The organism is Rhizorhabdus dicambivorans, assembly GCF_002355275.1.
Classification (GTDB): domain Bacteria; phylum Pseudomonadota; class Alphaproteobacteria; order Sphingomonadales; family Sphingomonadaceae; genus Rhizorhabdus; species Rhizorhabdus dicambivorans.
Genome location: NZ_CP023449.1, coordinates 3,558,679 through 3,574,224, shown reverse-complemented (window position 1 = coordinate 3,574,224; position 15,546 = coordinate 3,558,679). Strand labels below are relative to the sequence as shown.

Below are 15,546 nucleotides of genomic sequence, written 5' to 3'. Positions count from 1 at the left end.
AGGAAAAGCATGAGTCTGCAGATTGAACCCGTCGGCGCCGACTATGTCGCGAAGATACGCGGTGTCGACCTGAGCAAGCCGCTCGACCCGGCGACGGTCGAGGCCATCATCAAGGCGAGCGACCACTATGCGGTGCTGGTGTTCCACGATCAGCCGCTGACCGACGAGCAACTCGTCGCTTTCGGCGCCACCTTCGGCCCGCTCGACGTCGGCCTGCAGGAAAAGCTGATGAAGAAGGTGCAGGATCGCTATGCCAGCGCCGCGATCAGCGACATCTCCAATGTCGACGCCGCCTCGGGCGACGTCGCCGACCGGCGGCACAAGCAGGCGGTGATGAACGTCGGCAATCGCTTCTGGCACAGCGATTCATCCTATGATCGCCACCCCTACCGCTATTCGATCCTCACCGCGAAGACCGCCGCGAGCAAGGGCGGCGCCACCGAATATGCGGACCTGCGTGCCGCCTATGACGCGCTGGACGACGACACCAAGGCGCTGATCGCCGATCGCACCGCGACCTTCTATTCGCACTTCACCCGCCAGTGGCTCGGCATCGAGGACCGGCCGGAGGACCGCAGGGTCTTCCCGCCGGTGCGCTGGCCGATGGTCCGAACGCACCCCGGATCGGGGCGCAAGGTGCTGTGGTGCGACAGCAAGGTCTGCGAGATTTCCGGCATGTCGATCCCCGAGGGCCGTGCGCTGGCGCATGAACTGATCGAGCATATCGGGCAGCGCGAGCGGGTCTATGCGCATGTTTGGCAGCCCAATGACGTCGTCATGTACGATAACCGATCGGTCCTGCATCGCGGCCGCCGCTTCGACATGAGCGAGCGCCGCGAGATGCGCCGGGTCGCCACCGTCGACGACAGCACCGCGCTGGGCGAGGCGCCGCTCAGCGCGGCGACGCCGGCCGAGCTGCTCGCCGCGCAGTAGCAACGTCGGCCCGGCGCGGCGGCCTCGGCGCCGGGCCCCGTTCACCGGATCAGAGGCGCACCATCTGCATGCCGGCCGTGAGATAGCGATCACCGGCGGCCGCGCCGACCGGCGCGGCTTCGGCGAGTTCGGCGAGATCGGCCGCCGACAGCGCCACATCGATCGCCGCGACGCTGTCCTCCATCGTCACGCGACGCTTGGCGCCGGGGATCGGCACGATGTCCTCCCCCTGGGCGAGCAGCCAGGCGAGCGCGATGCGCGCGGGCGAGATTCCGTGGCGCGCGGCGACCTGCCGGACCTTGTCGAGCAGCAGCAGGTTGCGGTCGAAATTGCCCTCGGCGTAGCGCGGATCGTTGTGCAGCCGATAGTCGCCCTCGCCGAGATCCTGGCGCGAGGCGATCGATCCCGTCAGGAAACCACGGCCGAGCGGGGAGAAGGGTACGAAGCCGATGCCCAGTTCGCGCGTCACCGGCAGGATGTCGTCCTCCACCTCGCGCTCCCACAGCGAATATTCGGACTGGAGCGCGGCGATCGGATGCACCGCATGCGCGCGGCGGATCGTCTCGGGCGCCGCCTCCGACAGGCCGAGGTGGAGCACCTTGCCCTCCTTTACCAGTTCGGCCATGCCGCCGACGCTCTCCTCGATCGGCACGTCGGGATCGACGCGGTGGAGGTAGAAGAGATCGATATGGTCGGTGCCGAACCGGCGCAGCGCCGCCTCGCAGGAGCGGCGGGCGTTGGCCGGGCTGCCGTCGAAACCGCCCAGCACGGTGCCGGCCTCGTCGAAGCGCATCGAATATTTGGTGGCGAGCACCAGCTCATCCCGGCGGCCCGCGACCGCGCGGCCGAGCAGCGCCTCGTTGGCGATGGGGCCATAGGCCTCGGCGGTGTCGAAGAAGGTGACGCCCAGATCGATGGCGCGGTGGATGGTGCGGATCGCTTCCGCCTCGTCGGCGGCGCCGTAATTGCCGACCGAATTGCCCGACATCGGCATGCAGCCGATGCCCAGCGCCGATACCGAGAGACTGGGTCCGAGACGACGATGTTTCATGCGGCCTTCCTTCGTTTGACGCGGCCGGATTGGACCCGCTTTCACAGCGGCGCAAGCGCGGCGGGCACGGATGACCAGCGGGCCAAAAGACTGATCGCTTTCCTAAGCCACGGGGTTTGGCCGGCGGCAGGCCGGACGGCTATCCCGATGGATGAGGGAGGCGCCCATGACCCATCCGATCAGCCGCATCGACCATATCGCCATCACCGTCGCCGATCTCGATTGCGCGACCCGTTTCTACATCGACGTGCTCGCCGCGGTGCAGATCCGCGAATATGAGTTGGAGGGGCGGGTGATGATCCGGCAGTTTCATCTCGGTGGGGCTATGCTCAACATTCATCAGGCCGGGCACGGGCATCCGATCGTAGCGGGCAAGCCGACGCCGGGATCGGCCGACATCTGCTTCCGCTGGGAAGGCCCGATCGCCCAGGCGATCGCGCTGCTGGACAGCAAGGGCATCGACATCATCGAAGGGCCGGGCGAGCGCCATGCCTGCAATGGCGTCGCAGGTCTTTCAATCTATTTCCGCGATCCCGACGGCAATCTGCTCGAGCTGCTCACCATAACCGATAATGAAGGAGAGGCGGCATGAAGCTGCTATGCCTGCTGACGCGCAAGGCCGGAATGACGCATCAGGAATTCCGCGACTATTATGAGGCCAATCATGTGCCGCTGATCTCGCGGCTGCTGCCGTTCTTCACCGCTTATGAGCGCAATTATCTCAATTCGGGCTACAGCTTCTCGCCCGCCCATGTCGAGGAGCGGTTCGCCGGGCCGACCTTCGATGTGGTGACCGAAATCAGCTTCGCCAGCGTGGCGGATTATCAGCGCATGCTCGACGCGCTGACCGATCCGACGATCGGCGATCCGATCCGGCGCGACGAGGAGAACTTCCTCGATCGCGCCTCGCTCGCCCTCTACATGGTCGACACTGTGAGCTCGCCGGGTGCCCTCACGATGCCGTGAAGCGCTCGACGAGGTCCATGCCGCGCAGCTCGGCTTCCTTGCCGATCACCAGCCCCGCGGCGTCGAAGCGCCGCTGGTCGAGGATCACATCCTCGAAGGCGTCGCGGATCGCTTCGGGGGTGGGGTTGCGCGAGCAATAGCCCGGCGTCTCGACCACCTTGATGCGGGTGGTGGTGCCGGCCATCACGCCGAAGATCTCGCCGGTCACCTTGCAATCTTCATGCGCGAGCCAGACGACGGTGGGCGCCACCAGCTCGGGTTCGAACGCACCGGCGGGCATCATGTCCAATATTCCGGGGATCAGCCTGACCGGCCGGGTGACAGCGCCCGGTGCGATCGCGTTGACCGCGATATTATGGTCGCCAGCCTCCAGCGACAGAGTGCGGGTGATGCCATGGATCGCGGCCTTCGCCGCCGAATATTCGAGATTGTTGCGCGACCCGAGATAGCCGGTGTGCGATGCGGTGTTGATGATCCGGCCATATTTCTGAGCGACCATGTGCGGCCAGGCGGCGCGGATCACGTTGACGCTGCCGATCACATGGACCTGCCAGATATGGGCGAAGCTTTCCGGGCTGGTCTCGTCGAAGCCGTGGCGGGTGTAGAAATTGCCCGCATTGTTCACGACGATGTCGATCCGGCCGAAGCTGTCGATCGCCTGCCGGATCATCGCCCGGGCGCCATCCTCGGTCGCCACCGTGTCGAAATTGGCGACGGCGCTGCCGCCGGCCGCCTCGATCTCGGCCACCACGTCGCGCGCCGGGGCTTGGTCGCCGCCTTCGCCGCCTAGCCCAACGCCGGGGTCGTTCACCACCACCCGGGCGCCATGCGCCGCCAGCAGCCGCGCATGCGCGCGGCCCAGTCCACGGCCCGCCCCCGTCACCAGCGCGACGCGCCCGTCCAGTCGAACTTCGGTCAAAGTATCTCTCCAGTCTCTGTCGGCCGCAGCTTGGGAGGGCGTGGCGACGCGATCAACGGCGGTTGATTGGGTTTGCCGCCGTGATCTTGCTTTTTCGCGTAAGCCGGAGCCGCGATTGTCCGGAAAATCAACAAGCTGCTTGAAATGGCACACGCGGCTGCTTTGGTGTCGTCACGGCTTTGCGGCAAAGACGAGGCCAGAGAGAGGGAGTTCCGCCATGGAGGATATCCGCCGCCTGATGGCCATCGAGGAGATCAAGGTCCTCAAGGCGCGTTATTGCCGCTTCGTCGATACCCAGGACTGGCCGGCCTTCCGGGCGCTGTTCGCCGACGACGCTACCCTGTTCTTCCCCGAGAATTACGACCGCGCCACGACGATCGGCGATTTCATGCAGGGCGTCGGCCCCGCGCTGGAGGGTGGCGTCACCGCCCATCATGTGATGGCGCCCGAGATCGAGATACTCGACGAGGACAATGCCCGCGCGATCTGGGCGATGCAGGACGCGCTCCATTTCCCGCCCGGCACGCGCGGCCTGGCCGGGGCCAGCGAGATCTATGGCGCGGGCCATTATCACGAGACCTATGTCCGCCGCGGCGGCAAGTGGCTGTTCGCCTCGGTCCGGCTGTCGCGCCTGCGCCTCGCCGTCCACGCCCAGCCGCGCCGCGTCGATTGAAGACGGAACATTCCATGCCAGTCGATACCAGCCCCTTGTTCGAACCGCTGCGGATCAACGACGCGGTGACGCTGCGCAACCGGATCGTGATGGCCTCGATGACGCGCAACCGATCGCCCGACGGCGTGCCGGGCGAGGATGTCGCAGCCTATTATCGCCGCCGGGCGGAGAATGACGTCGGCCTGATCGTCACCGAGGGCGTCGCCATCGACCATCCATCGGCGGTGGGCAATGCGGGTTTGCGGGAATCGGCGGTGCCCGAGATGTTCGGTGAGGCGCCGCTCGCCGCCTGGAAGCGCATCGTCGATGGCGTCCACCAGGCGGGTGGCACGATCTTCCCGCAGCTCTGGCACCAGGGCGTGATGCGGCTGGCCAATAGCGGACGCTATCCCGAGGCGGAATCGATGCGTCCCTCGGGGATATGGGGGCCGGCGGGCCGCCGCACCTCCTCCGCGGCGGACTATGTCGAGGCGATGCTGCCGCCGACCCGGCCGATGAGCGACGGCGAGATCGCCGATGTGATCGACTCCTTCGCGCGGAGCGCCCGCAACGCGAAGGCGGCGGGGTTCGACGGGATCGCGCTGCACGGTGGCCATGGCTATCTGTTCGACGTATTCTTCTGGGCCGAGACCAATTTGCGCGACGATCGCTTCGGCGGCGACATGGCCGGGCGCGCTCGCTTCGCGATCGAGGTGATCCGCGCGATCCGCCGCGAGGTCGGGCCGGCACTGCCGATCATGTTCCGCTTCTCGCAATGGAAGCAGCAGGATTTCGATGCGCGAATCGCCGACACGCCCGATCAACTGGGCGAATGGCTGGGCCTGCTGGTCGAGGCCGGGGTCGATATCCTCGACGCCAGCACCCGCATGTTCGACGCGCCGGCCTTCGAGGGGTCGGATCTCAGCCTGGCCGGCTGGACGCGCAAGCTTACCGGCAGGCCGACCATGGCGGTCGGCAGCATCGGGCTGAGCAAGGACCTGTACGAGCGCCCCTCGACGAGAGAGGGCATCGCGGCAAGCGGGCTGGAGCGGGTGATGGCCCGGATGGAAGGTGGCGAGTTCGATCTGGCCGGCGTCGGCCGCTCGCTGATCGCCGATCCCGCCTGGGCAGTGCGGGCGCGCACCGGCGAGCCGTTCAAGCCCTATACGGTCGAGGCCACCCGCGAGCTTTATTGACGCCTGTCCGCCTCAGTTGAGGTGGGCCGTCCGATACTCGCTGGGCGACATGCCGACGAGGCGGCGGAAGCTGGAGGTGAAGGTCGCCTGGTGGGTGAAGCCCAGCTCATAGGCGATCTCCTTCATCAGCATGCCGCTGTTCACGAGCAGGCCCTTGGCGCGCTCGAGCTGGATGTCCTCGACGAAGCTGTGGACGCTGGTGCCGGTGGTCATCTTGAAGCGGTTGCGGAAGCTCGACAGGTTCATGCCGCACACGCTGGCGAGCTGGCTCGCCGTCGGGCAGCCGCCCCGCGCGCTATGGATGAAGTCGATGATCCGCTGCAGGTCGGCCTTGGACAGCGCGCTGGCCCGTTTGGGACTATCGTCCCCGACTGGCCCGATCCGGCGGAAATAGCGGCTGATATCGACCGCGAGGGTCGCCAGCAGTCCATCGAGCAGCAATTCGTTCGCGAAGCCCGGATGCATCATCTCCTGCCACATCCGGCGCAGGGTCAGCTCGATCCGTCCGCAGCGTATATCCTGGCATTCGGCCAGCTGCTCCGGGCTCCAGTCATCGGGATCGCCCATGATCTGCTGCTCCAGCTCGGGCTGGAAATGACAGACGAGGTTGCGGCTGGAGCGCAGCGGATTGGAGGGCTGGGCGCGGAACGGGACGCGCCCCGGCAGGAACATCAGCTTGCCGAGCTTCACGAACTCGGGCTGGCGGGCGAGCCGCCAGGAGGAGCTGAAATAATCGGGTGCCAGCCGCCAGCGCAGCAACGAGCGATCCTCGCAGCCCGAGAGCTCGCTTCCGTCGAACTCATAGTCCACGATCTCGATCGAGGCGCCGGTCGTGGCGCGCTCGACGAAGACATGCTGGTTATAGCCCTTGCCGCCCCGCTGGGCCTGTGCCGCCATCATGGCTCGATCCTCTCGCCAAGCAGCCGCCGGCATCTGCCGCCCGGTCAGCCGCTGCATTGCCTTGCCCGCGATGCGGGGATGATGGGACAATCATGCGTGGCGGGGGCCAAGGCGTCAAATGTCGATAGCGGCGCTCTTTTGTCCAAAATGTGCGCCAGCGGGAGCATTCGTGGGGGCGGGGCAGGGCCGGTCAGGGCAGGTCGAGCACCTCGACCTTGCGGATCTCGTAGCCGGTCACGTAATTGCCGACGATCTCCAGCTCAACCCGTTCGGGATCCTCATAATAGCCCTTGGCGGCGGCATCGAAATCGCCGTCATGGTTGATCGCCCAGGTAAACATGTTCTGCTCGCGATCGGCGAAGGCGAACAATATGCCAAAGCCGTGCCGGCGGCGGACCGCGACGATGCGGCGCCAGACCTCCAGGAATTCCTCCCAGCCGTCGGGCGTTATCTGATAGCGCTTGAGTTCGGTCGCGGCCATGCCAGTCCTTTCCATCGATCGATGCACGATAACCGCGCGAGGCATCGTGCGGGCCATTGTCTTTTAGGTTTTGCGGACGAAGGCTTGGGGAAGCCGTCAGGTCACGGCGACCAGATGCGCACGCCGCCGCCGGGGCAGGCCGCGCGCGTCGATCGCTCGGCCGATGCGCGGCGCCAGCGCCGGATCGACCCATTTGTCGGCGTCCAGCGCGTGGCGCGGTCCGATCGCCAGCCGCTCGACCAGTCGGCGGCCCGCAGCGCGGGTCCGCTGTTCGAGCAGGTTGCGATGCGCCCAGGGCGCCTCGGGATGCGCCGGCTCGGCCGCGTCGGGATGGACACTGCCCCAGTCGTTGACGCCGGCGCGCAGCTGCATGCCGAGCGCGTCCGGAGTGCGCAGGTCAGGGGGCGCCTGTATCGTCATCTGTGGCCCCAGGATCAGCCGCGCCGCGGCGATCGTCCAGAGATGCTCCTCCGCCGGGGCATCGGGCCGGGCGTCGTGGATGGCGACCTGCTGGATATGGCCGTGGCGGCGGTGGATATCGCGGATCGCGGCCAGCGCCTCGATGCGCTCGCTCCGGGTTTCGCCGATCCCAATCGGTAGCCCGGTGGCCAGCGGCACCCGGGCGCGGCCGGCGGCCCGGATCGCGGCGAGGCGGCGGGCCGGCCCCTTGTCGGGTGAGCCATGATGGGGCCCACCCGGATCGCACAGCCGGTCCGCGCCGCTTTCGAGCATGATCCGCATCGATGCCGCGTGCGGCCGCAGCCTGACATAGTCGGCTGCGGTGAGCAGGCCCGGATCGAGATGGGGCAGCAGCGCGGTCTCGTCGAGCACCACCCGCGCCATTTCGGCGAGATGGGAGAGGCTGGTCGCCTGATCGAACTCGACTGGCGCCGGCCGTGGGATGCCGCCCGGCGCGGTCTGCCGCCCGTCCAGGGTCAGCAGCGCCTCCCGGCAGCCGAGCGCCGCGCCGTCCCGGGCGAGCTTCAGCAGCGCGTCGCGCGGCGGTTTCGTCGAGGGGCAGCAATGGCACGGGTCGCGGTCGACGCTCGCCAGCCGCAGCCGGACGCTGGGCGAATAGGTGACCGTCGTGCCATGCCCTTCGAGGGTCAGCGTCTCGCTCGCCGCCATCAGCGCGGGGAGGGGCAGCATCTCCAGCAGCGCCGCGAGCCGGGGGCGAATCCGCGACGATCGGCGCCTGTCGATCATGCGCCGATCCTTCCCGACGCATAGGACGGATCGCTGGGCGTGCGGCTGGGCTGCGCCAGCGCCTCGGTCAGCGGGCCGGCCACCTGCCGTTCGACCGGATCGAGCCGGTCCCAATCGCCGATCACGATTCGGCTGGACAGGCGCCATTCACCGCCGCGCCGCTCGAACCGGTCGATGTAGCGGCCCGCGCCCATCATGTCGTGCAGCGCACCGTCGCGCATGTGCCGATGGACGGCGATGACATAGGATTCGCCATGGGCGACGTCGTCGCTCTCGAAGCTGACCAGGCTGTTCGCCAGGAAATGGGTGCAGCTGATGACCTTGCCGCGATGGCTGGACATCACCCAGTCGGCGAACTCGACCGGTGATCCCTTGAACGAGCCATGATCGTCCCAGGCATCGGGATGATAGACCGACAGGATCATGTCGCGATCGAGCCGGTCGACCCCGCGGCAATAGCGCATCAGCAGGTCGTGGATTGCCTGCCGGGCCTCGATCCGATCCAGCGTCCGTTCCATCGCCGCCCATCTGTCCTCTGCCGCCATGCCGGGCCATCCTCCCTTTTTCCAGGATTTCCGGCCAGCATGGCAGGGCGGGGGCGCGGCGCAACCGCGCGGCCTTTGCGATAACGGGCTATTGTTTGGCTTTTTGCGGCCCGGCGCCGATCAGGATCAGCGCTCCAAAACGATCCCCCGATTTCGCAAGCCGTCCGCCCTCCCTTGCCCGACGCAAACAGGATAGCCGGTGGAAATCGCCATCCCGACGGTACAGGATGGCCTGAGGAGGGATGATCGCGTCATGGGATCAACGATGGCCGCCAGGATATTGGCGCGCGCCGCGGGCGTGGAACGCGCGGAAACGGGCAGCGCCGTGCTCGCCAAGGTCAGCCTGATGACCTGTCTCGACGGCACGACCTTCATCGACACCTTCCGCGAGCGCGGCCTGAAGGTGTGGGATCCCAGCCGGCTGATCTTCTGCTTCGATCATTTCTTCCAGCCCGACTGGTTCCCCCAGCAGGCCGGCAAGGAGCACCCCAAGATCAAGGCGTTCGCGAAGGAACAGGGCGTTCCGGCGGAGAATGTCTATGATGTCGGCCGCAACGGCATCTCGCACCACATCCCGGTCGAACAGGGGTGGGCGCTGCCTGGCGCGGTGTGCATCGGCGCGGACACGCAGAGCTCGACGATGGGCGCGGCCAACTGCTTCGCGCTGCCGGCGCTGTTCGGGGTCGATCCGATCATCCTGACCGGCGATATCTGGATGATCGTCCCCGAATGCGTCCGCATCACCCTGACCGGAAGCCTGCCGCCGGGCCTGAACGGCAAGGACGTCGTCTACCGCCTGATCCAGGACCTGGGCGAGACGGTGGGCGGCAAGGTGATCGAATTCGCGGGGCCGGGAGTCGCCAGCCTGCCGATGGACTTCCGTCTGGCGATCGCCAACGGATCGGTTCAGATCGGCGCGCTGACCATCATTTTCCCTTATGATCAGGTGCTGGAAGACTATCTGGAAGGTCGCGCGCGCGAGGCTTTCGAGCCGGTCGCGGCCGATGCCGACGCCGATTATGTCGCGACCTACGATTACGACCTGTCACGCTTCGAGACGCTGGTGGCGGGCCCCCACGACATCGAGCTGGTCCGCCCGCTCGGCCAGGTCGAAGGGCTGGAGGTCACCGCCGCGAACATCGGCTCCTGCTCCAGCGGGCGGCTGTCCGATCTGGCGCTGGCGGCCGATGTGCTGCGCGGCCGCAAGCTCCACCCGGGCGTTCGGCTGGTGGTGACGCCGATCTCGGCCGACACCCATAGAGAGGCGGCGAAGGCCGGGCTGCTGGAGGTGTTCCTCGACGCCGGCGCCACCGTCACCCAGCCCGGTTGCGGCGCCTGCTACAGTGGCAATCTCTCGCCGCTCAAGCTCGGCGACGGGGAGCGTTGCATCTCGACCTCGGTCGAGACGCTTCGCGGCCGCATGGGCAGCCAGGAGTCCGAGGTGATGCTGGCCAACGCGGCGGTGGTCGCCGCCTCGGCGATCGAAGGGCGCATCGCCGATCCCACCCCCTATCTGGCGCGCGCGATGGAGGCAGCCCATGAAGCTTGAAGGCAAGGCCTGGCTGTTCGGCGACGGCCTGGGTGCCACCGACATCGTCTCGGCCAAATATGACAAGCTGGGCATGACCCATGACTGGGCCGAGTGCCGCAAGCATCTGATGGAGGATGTCGATCCCGGCTTCAGCGAGGCGGTGGCGCGGGGAGACATCGTCATCGCCGGCCGCAATCTCGGCCGGGGGCATGCCCATTATTACACGGCATCGGTGATGGCCTGCAAGGAAGCCGGCATCGCCGCGCTGCTGTGCGACGGGGTCAACGCGCTCTACCAGCGCGCCTCGATCGACCTCGGCCTGCTGACCTGGGCGTTCCCGGGTATCAGCGACTTCGCCGAGACCGGCGACCGGATCGAGATCGATCTGGCGACCGGCAAGGCGATCAACCACAGCAGCGGCACCACCCGGGATTTCGAGCCGGTCTCGCCGATCATCCTCGACATCATCGGTGCGGGGGGAAGCCTGGACTGGGCGCTCCACCGCGTCGCGGCCGCCTGATCCGGAAGGGAATATCGACATGCGCATGTCCACCAAGCTTCGCGCCGAGCTGGCCAAGGGCCTCGTCGTCGCGCCGAGCTGCTATGACGCGCTGTCGGCGCGGCTGGCCCAGCTCGCGGGGTTCCAGGCGATCCACATGACCGGCCTCGGCGTCGAGGCGGCCCAGCTTGGCGCGCCCGATCTGGGTCTCATGTCGATGAGCGAGATCGTCCAGCATGCCGCGCGCATGGCGCAGGCGGTGACGATCCCGATCCTGGCCGATATCGACACCGGCTTCGGCGGCGTGCTCAACATCGGCCGGACGATCCAGGAGATGGAGCGCGCCGGGGTCGCCGGCGTCCATCTCGAGGATCAGGCGCTGCCCAAGCATTGTCCGCTGCTCGCCGGCCGCAAGGTGGTGAGCCGGGCAGAGGCGATCGACCGGGTGAAGGCGATGGTCGACGCCCGCACCGACCCCGACTTCGTGATCGTCGCGCGCACCGACGGCGACACCATCTCCTTCGAGGAGGTGGTCGCGCGCTGCAACCTGTTCCTGGAGGCAGGCGCCGACATGGTGATGCCGATCATCATGCAGATCGAAGGCAAATCCTATTTCAGCCTGCCGCCAGCCGAGCAGATGGAGTGGGCGCGCAAGCTGATATCGCAGGTCGACGGCCCGGTGATGAACATGGGCGGCAGCCCGCCGCCGGGCTACACAACCGCCGATCTGGCCGATGCCGGCTATGCCTTCACCATGTTCGCCAGCACCGCGCTGGGCGCGGCGGCCAATGCGGTGGCGGAGGTGTTCCGCGACATCCGCGAGAAGGGGACCGACGAGCATTATCTCGCCGCCCATCCCGGCCCCTATCATAATCCGCTGGAGCTGATGCGGGCGGCCCGGCTCGACGAGTATGTCGCGCTGGAGCAGCGCTATACCGCGACGCTCTGACCGATGGCCGCCTATCTGGTCGGCGCGATCGACGTCCATGACGATGCGGGCTATGCCCGCTATCGGCAGGGCGCGCTGCCGCTGATTGCCGCACTGGGCGACGTTGAGCTGGTGTCGGGGGACGACTGCCCCTTCCTGTTCGAGGGGCAAGCGCCCGCGAACCACCTGTTCATCCTGAAATTCCCTTCGCTCGACCGGGCGAAGGCCTTCATGGCATCGGCCGACTACGGCCGATGCATCCCCTTCCGCCATGCCTCGGCGCATACGCGCTTCATCATGGCGATGCGCGGGCCGGACGAAGCCTGAACTCCGCCGGCCTTGTTCGTTTCACTGCGCGGTGAAGCCGCCGTCGATCGGCAGGATGACGCCTGTGATGAAGGCAGCGTCGTCGCTCGCCAGGAAGGCGGCGGCGGCGGCGATATCCTCGGCTGTGGGGGTGCCGGGCATCGGATTCATCGCGTTGAGATAGGCGACGAAGCCTTCGGGATCCTCGGCGTCGCGCTTCATCCGTTCGTTCATCTCGGTCATGACCGCGGTCGGCGCGATTGCATTCACGCGGATGCCCTGCGCGGCATATTCGAGTGCGCCGCCGCGGGTGAGGTTGGACACGCCCCCTTTGGCCGCCGAATAGGCCGGCAGGCCCGGGAAGGCGATCATCCCGCCGACCGAGGAGATGTTCACGATATTGCCGCTGCCCTGCTTCACGAACTGGGCGAGCGCATATTTCATCCCGTAGAACACGCCGTTCAGGTTGACGGCGACGACGCGATTCCAGTTTTCCATCGAGCAGGCATGGATCGGCGCCTGCGCGGATTCGACCCCGGCGTTGTTGACCATCACATCGAGCCGCCCATGTGTTTCCACCGTGAACGCCACCGCTGCCTGGACCGAATCGGCATCGGAGACATCGGTACGGATGAAATGGCCGCCCAGCGCGTCGGCGGTGGTCTGGCCCGCCTTAACGTCAATATCGGCGATCACCACCTTCGAGCCTTCAGCGACGAAACGCGCGGCGATGGCCTTGCCGAATCCGGCCCCGCCGCCGGTGATCAGCACGATCTTGTCCTTTAGGTTCTTCACCTGTCTCTCCTGGGCTGCGGCCTTCGTGCCGATGTCAGCCTAGCTCTATGGCACCCGCCGCCCCACGGCAGCGTCCGGCGGTTGGGGATTTCGATCGTCTGTTGTTCAATCGGAACAATAGCCCCGGCGGCGGTGGAAAATCTTCGGTGGGCGCCTCAGATTGACGGACAGGACACGGATCGGGAGGGAGCCCCATCATGCAATATCTGAGCGTCGCCGAGGCCCGCGATCTCACCGGCCTGCGGCTGGTGTTGTCGGCCCATGTGCCGGGCCCATGGGGCGAATCCGCCAAGGCCGTGTTCAAGGCTCGTGGGGTAGGCTTCCGGCCGGTCGAGCAGAAGATATTGGAACCCAATGAGGAACTGGTGGCGTGGACCGGCTCACGCAACGCGCCGATCGCGATGCTCGATGCCGATCCGCCGGTCAGCAACTGGCTAGATCAGTTGATGCTGGCCGAGCGAATAGGAACCGGTCCTTCGCTGCTGCCCGAGGCGCCGCTCGATCGCGCGCTGTCGATAGGCATTTCCGCTGAGATCTGCGCGCCCGGCGGCTTCGGCTGGTCGCGGCGCCTTGTGATGTTCCAGGGGCTTTACGGCCCCGGGGACGTCTCGCCCGCGGCGCCCGCGCATGTGCTGCACATGTGTCGCCAATATGGCTATTCGGGCGCGGCGGCCGAAGCGGCGACGGGTCGCATGGTTGCAATCATGGGCATGCTCGCCGATCGGCTCCACCTCCAGCGCGCGGCGGGCTCCGATTATCTGGTCGGTGACCGGCTCGGCGCCTGCGACCTGTATTGGGCCTGTTTCTCGAACATGATCGCGCCGCTGCCGCTGGAGGATGCGCCGATGCCGCCCGCGCTGCACGAACGCTATGCCGATGCGGGGTCGGAGGTCGCGGCGGCGCTCGATCCCATCCTCATCGCGCACCGCGACATGATCTATCGCCGCCATATCGGCTTGCCGCTGGAGTTCTGAGCCATGATCGATCTCTATTATTTCCCGACGCCGAACACCTGGAAGGTGTCGATCATGCTGGAGGAACTGGGACTTCCCTATGCCGTGAAGCGGATCGACATCACCAAGAGCGAGCAATTCGCACCGGACTTCCTGAGGATCAGCCCCAACAACCGGGTGCCCGCGATCGTCGACCACGACGTACCGGGGGAGCCGCAGCCGGTGTTCGAGTCCGGCGCGATCCTCGTCTATCTGGCCGAGAAGACCGGGCGCTTCCTGGCGCCATCGGGCCCGGCACGGGTGCGCGCGCTCGAATGGCTGTTCTGGCAGATGGGCGGGCTGGGGCCGATGGCCGGCCAGACCCACCATTTCCGCCGCTACGCGCCCGAGGGCAATGGCTATGCGATCGAGCGCTATGTGAAGGAAAGCGCGCGCCTCTATGGCGTCCTCGACCGCAACCTCGCCGAGCGCGCGTGGGTGGCGGGCGAGGACTATGGGATTGCCGACATGGCCTGCTGGGGGTGGGTCTGGTTCCATCAGATGCACGCCCAGTCGCTCGACGATTTCCCGAACGTCGCGCGCTGGTTCCACGCGATGGGCGCGCGGCCGGCGGTGAAGCGGGCGCGGCTGGTCGGTATGGAGAATCTGAGCGAGGAGACCCTCACGCTCTACAAGGGCGACTATTACAACGTGCCCGTCGACTATGGGGCGGAGAAGACCCAGGTGAAGTGAGGGGCGGGCAGGGCATCACTCCTCCCGGCGGAACGCCTCCACCATTTCGCGGATCCCGTCCTCCAGCGTGTAGCGCGGCGTGTACGCGATCTCGCGGCGCGCGCGGCGGCCGTCGACCATCGGGATCGCAGGGATGTAGGCGGGCACCGGATCGGTGTGGACGACGGCTCCGGGGCAGACGCGGCGCAGGATGGCGAGGACATCTTCGTCGCTGTAATCGCGCTCGGCAGGGACGTTGAAGATGCCGTGTTCGGGTTTTGGGCCGAGCATCGCCTCGATCAGCAGCCCCGCCATGTCGCGATTATACATCGGCTGATGCAATCCGCTCGGCGATCCCATGATTCCGGCTGGCTGCCCGAGTGCGACGGCGCGGATCGCGCTGTTGAACACGCCGGTGCCGCCGGTCAGCCGGCCGAGCCCATAGCTGAGCGCGGGGCGGATGCCGACGATATCGAGCCCCAGATCGCGATAGCCTTCGGCGATCACCTCGCAGCCCCATTTGGAGGCGCCATAGGGCGAGCGCGAGACGACGCTGTAGCTCTCGTCGACCGGCGTGCCGTCATAGCCCGGCCCGACGCCGAGCGCGACGACGCTGCTCGTCCACACCACCCGGCGCACGCCCAGTGCCAGCGCCGCATCGAAGATGTTGGCGGTGCCGACCGCGTTGACCTTGAACGCGCCCGCCGGATCGAGCTTCGCCTGATCGGTGATGAAGGCGGCGAGGTGCAGGACATGGTCGACGCCGTGAAGCCGCATCGTGTTGAGCAGCTTGGGCAGATCGGTGACGTCGCCCGCGACCACGCTCACCCGGTTGCCGAGATGGGCGATGTTCTCCATGTTCGGCTTCAGGTCATAGACCACGACCCCGTGGCCCTGTTCGATCAGTGCTTCGACGGCGCACCAGCCGATCAGGCCGGTGCCCCCGGTGATGAGGACGCTCGCCATATTGGTTC

General features: G+C 66.9%; 19 protein-coding genes. 11 read left to right on the top strand and 8 right to left on the bottom strand.

What is annotated here, in order from left to right; all coding sequences use genetic code 11:
- Positions 1–9 precede the first annotated feature (9 nt).
- A complete protein-coding gene (locus CMV14_RS16755) occupies positions 10–933 on the top strand; it encodes a TauD/TfdA dioxygenase family protein (protein ID WP_066968990.1) in 924 nt (307 codons plus the stop codon).
- A gap of 49 nt (positions 934–982) precedes the next feature.
- Here CMV14_RS16755 and CMV14_RS16750 read toward each other — a convergent pair whose 3' ends face one another.
- A complete protein-coding gene (locus CMV14_RS16750) occupies positions 983–1,984 on the bottom strand; it encodes an aldo/keto reductase (RefSeq protein WP_066968988.1) in 1,002 nt (333 codons plus the stop codon).
- A gap of 166 nt (positions 1,985–2,150) precedes the next feature.
- Between CMV14_RS16750 and CMV14_RS16745 the strand changes: the two genes are divergently transcribed.
- Positions 2,151–2,576: a VOC family protein gene (locus CMV14_RS16745; RefSeq protein WP_066968986.1), complete on the top strand. Its 426-nt coding sequence runs from the start codon at positions 2,151–2,153 to the stop codon at positions 2,574–2,576.
- On the top strand, positions 2,573–2,950 hold the full coding sequence (locus CMV14_RS16740; RefSeq protein ID WP_066968984.1) for an EthD domain-containing protein: 378 nt from the start codon (positions 2,573–2,575) through the stop codon (positions 2,948–2,950). Before CMV14_RS16745 ends, CMV14_RS16740 begins: the two co-directional genes overlap by 4 nt.
- On the opposite strand, the gene CMV14_RS16735 is transcribed toward CMV14_RS16740, so the two are convergent.
- Positions 2,937–3,869 (bottom strand): SDR family NAD(P)-dependent oxidoreductase, encoded by a 933-nt coding sequence (locus CMV14_RS16735; RefSeq protein WP_176488983.1) that lies wholly within the window; start codon positions 3,867–3,869, stop codon positions 2,937–2,939. The genes CMV14_RS16740 and CMV14_RS16735 overlap by 14 nt on opposite strands.
- Before the next feature lie 217 nt (positions 3,870–4,086).
- Here CMV14_RS16735 and CMV14_RS16730 point away from each other — a divergent pair, with 217 nt between their 5' ends.
- Together CMV14_RS16730 and CMV14_RS16725 are read left to right on the top strand one after the other, a co-directional pair.
- Complete coding sequence (locus CMV14_RS16730) at positions 4,087–4,542, top strand: nuclear transport factor 2 family protein (protein ID WP_066968980.1); 456 nt, start codon at positions 4,087–4,089, stop codon at positions 4,540–4,542.
- 14 nt (positions 4,543–4,556) lie between these two features.
- Positions 4,557–5,717, top strand: coding sequence for an NADH:flavin oxidoreductase (locus CMV14_RS16725; RefSeq protein ID WP_096367776.1), 1,161 nt, complete (start codon positions 4,557–4,559; stop codon positions 5,715–5,717).
- A gap of 12 nt (positions 5,718–5,729) precedes the next feature.
- Here the strand turns inward: CMV14_RS16725 and CMV14_RS16720 are convergent, their stop codons facing one another.
- The 4 genes from CMV14_RS16720 to CMV14_RS16705 form a co-directional block, all read right to left on the bottom strand.
- A complete protein-coding gene (locus CMV14_RS16720; protein ID WP_176488982.1) occupies positions 5,730–6,617 on the bottom strand; it encodes a helix-turn-helix transcriptional regulator in 888 nt (295 codons plus the stop codon).
- Between the two features lie 190 nt (positions 6,618–6,807).
- Complete coding sequence (locus CMV14_RS16715) at positions 6,808–7,098, bottom strand: hypothetical protein (RefSeq protein ID WP_066969521.1); 291 nt, start codon at positions 7,096–7,098, stop codon at positions 6,808–6,810.
- Between the two features lie 96 nt (positions 7,099–7,194).
- Positions 7,195–8,304 (bottom strand): 7,8-didemethyl-8-hydroxy-5-deazariboflavin synthase CofG, encoded by a 1,110-nt coding sequence (cofG, locus tag CMV14_RS16710; RefSeq protein ID WP_066969519.1) that lies wholly within the window; start codon positions 8,302–8,304, stop codon positions 7,195–7,197.
- Complete coding sequence (locus tag CMV14_RS16705; RefSeq protein WP_083216141.1) at positions 8,301–8,849, bottom strand: nuclear transport factor 2 family protein; 549 nt, start codon at positions 8,847–8,849, stop codon at positions 8,301–8,303. The genes cofG and CMV14_RS16705 overlap by 4 nt, the downstream gene beginning before the upstream one ends.
- 253 nt (positions 8,850–9,102) lie before the next feature.
- On the opposite strand from CMV14_RS16705, the gene CMV14_RS16700 reads away from it, so the two are divergent.
- The 4 genes from CMV14_RS16700 to CMV14_RS16685 are packed head-to-tail and all read left to right on the top strand — an operon-like array spanning position 9,103 to position 12,134.
- Positions 9,103–10,398 carry a 3-isopropylmalate dehydratase large subunit gene (locus CMV14_RS16700; protein WP_066969515.1) on the top strand — a complete coding sequence of 432 codons (1,296 nt, stop codon included), beginning with the start codon at positions 9,103–9,105 and terminating at the stop codon, positions 10,396–10,398.
- Positions 10,388–10,900, top strand: coding sequence for a 3-isopropylmalate dehydratase small subunit (locus CMV14_RS16695; protein ID WP_066969513.1), 513 nt, complete (start codon positions 10,388–10,390; stop codon positions 10,898–10,900). Before CMV14_RS16700 ends, CMV14_RS16695 begins: the two co-directional genes overlap by 11 nt.
- Before the next feature lie 19 nt (positions 10,901–10,919).
- A complete protein-coding gene (locus CMV14_RS16690; RefSeq protein ID WP_066969511.1) occupies positions 10,920–11,828 on the top strand; it encodes an isocitrate lyase/PEP mutase family protein in 909 nt (302 codons plus the stop codon).
- Between the two features lie 3 nt (positions 11,829–11,831).
- A complete protein-coding gene (locus tag CMV14_RS16685; protein WP_066969509.1) occupies positions 11,832–12,134 on the top strand; it encodes a DUF1330 domain-containing protein in 303 nt (100 codons plus the stop codon).
- 21 nt (positions 12,135–12,155) lie between these two features.
- Here the strand turns inward: CMV14_RS16685 and CMV14_RS16680 are convergent, their stop codons facing one another.
- Positions 12,156–12,908 carry an SDR family NAD(P)-dependent oxidoreductase gene (locus CMV14_RS16680; RefSeq protein ID WP_066969507.1) on the bottom strand — a complete coding sequence of 251 codons (753 nt, stop codon included), beginning with the start codon at positions 12,906–12,908 and terminating at the stop codon, positions 12,156–12,158.
- Positions 12,909–13,105: 197 nt separating this feature from the next.
- Between CMV14_RS16680 and CMV14_RS16675 the strand changes: the two genes are divergently transcribed.
- Positions 13,106–13,882 carry a glutathione S-transferase family protein gene (locus tag CMV14_RS16675; protein WP_066969505.1) on the top strand — a complete coding sequence of 259 codons (777 nt, stop codon included), beginning with the start codon at positions 13,106–13,108 and terminating at the stop codon, positions 13,880–13,882.
- Positions 13,883–13,885: 3 nt separating this feature from the next.
- The gene (locus CMV14_RS16670) at positions 13,886–14,593 is read left to right on the top strand and encodes a glutathione S-transferase family protein (RefSeq protein ID WP_066969503.1); all 708 of its coding nucleotides are present in this window, start codon (positions 13,886–13,888) and stop codon (positions 14,591–14,593) included.
- Positions 14,594–14,608: 15 nt separating this feature from the next.
- Here the strand turns inward: CMV14_RS16670 and CMV14_RS16665 are convergent, their stop codons facing one another.
- A complete protein-coding gene (locus CMV14_RS16665) occupies positions 14,609–15,538 on the bottom strand; it encodes an NAD-dependent epimerase/dehydratase family protein (protein WP_066969501.1) in 930 nt (309 codons plus the stop codon).
- Positions 15,539–15,546 lie beyond the last annotated feature (8 nt).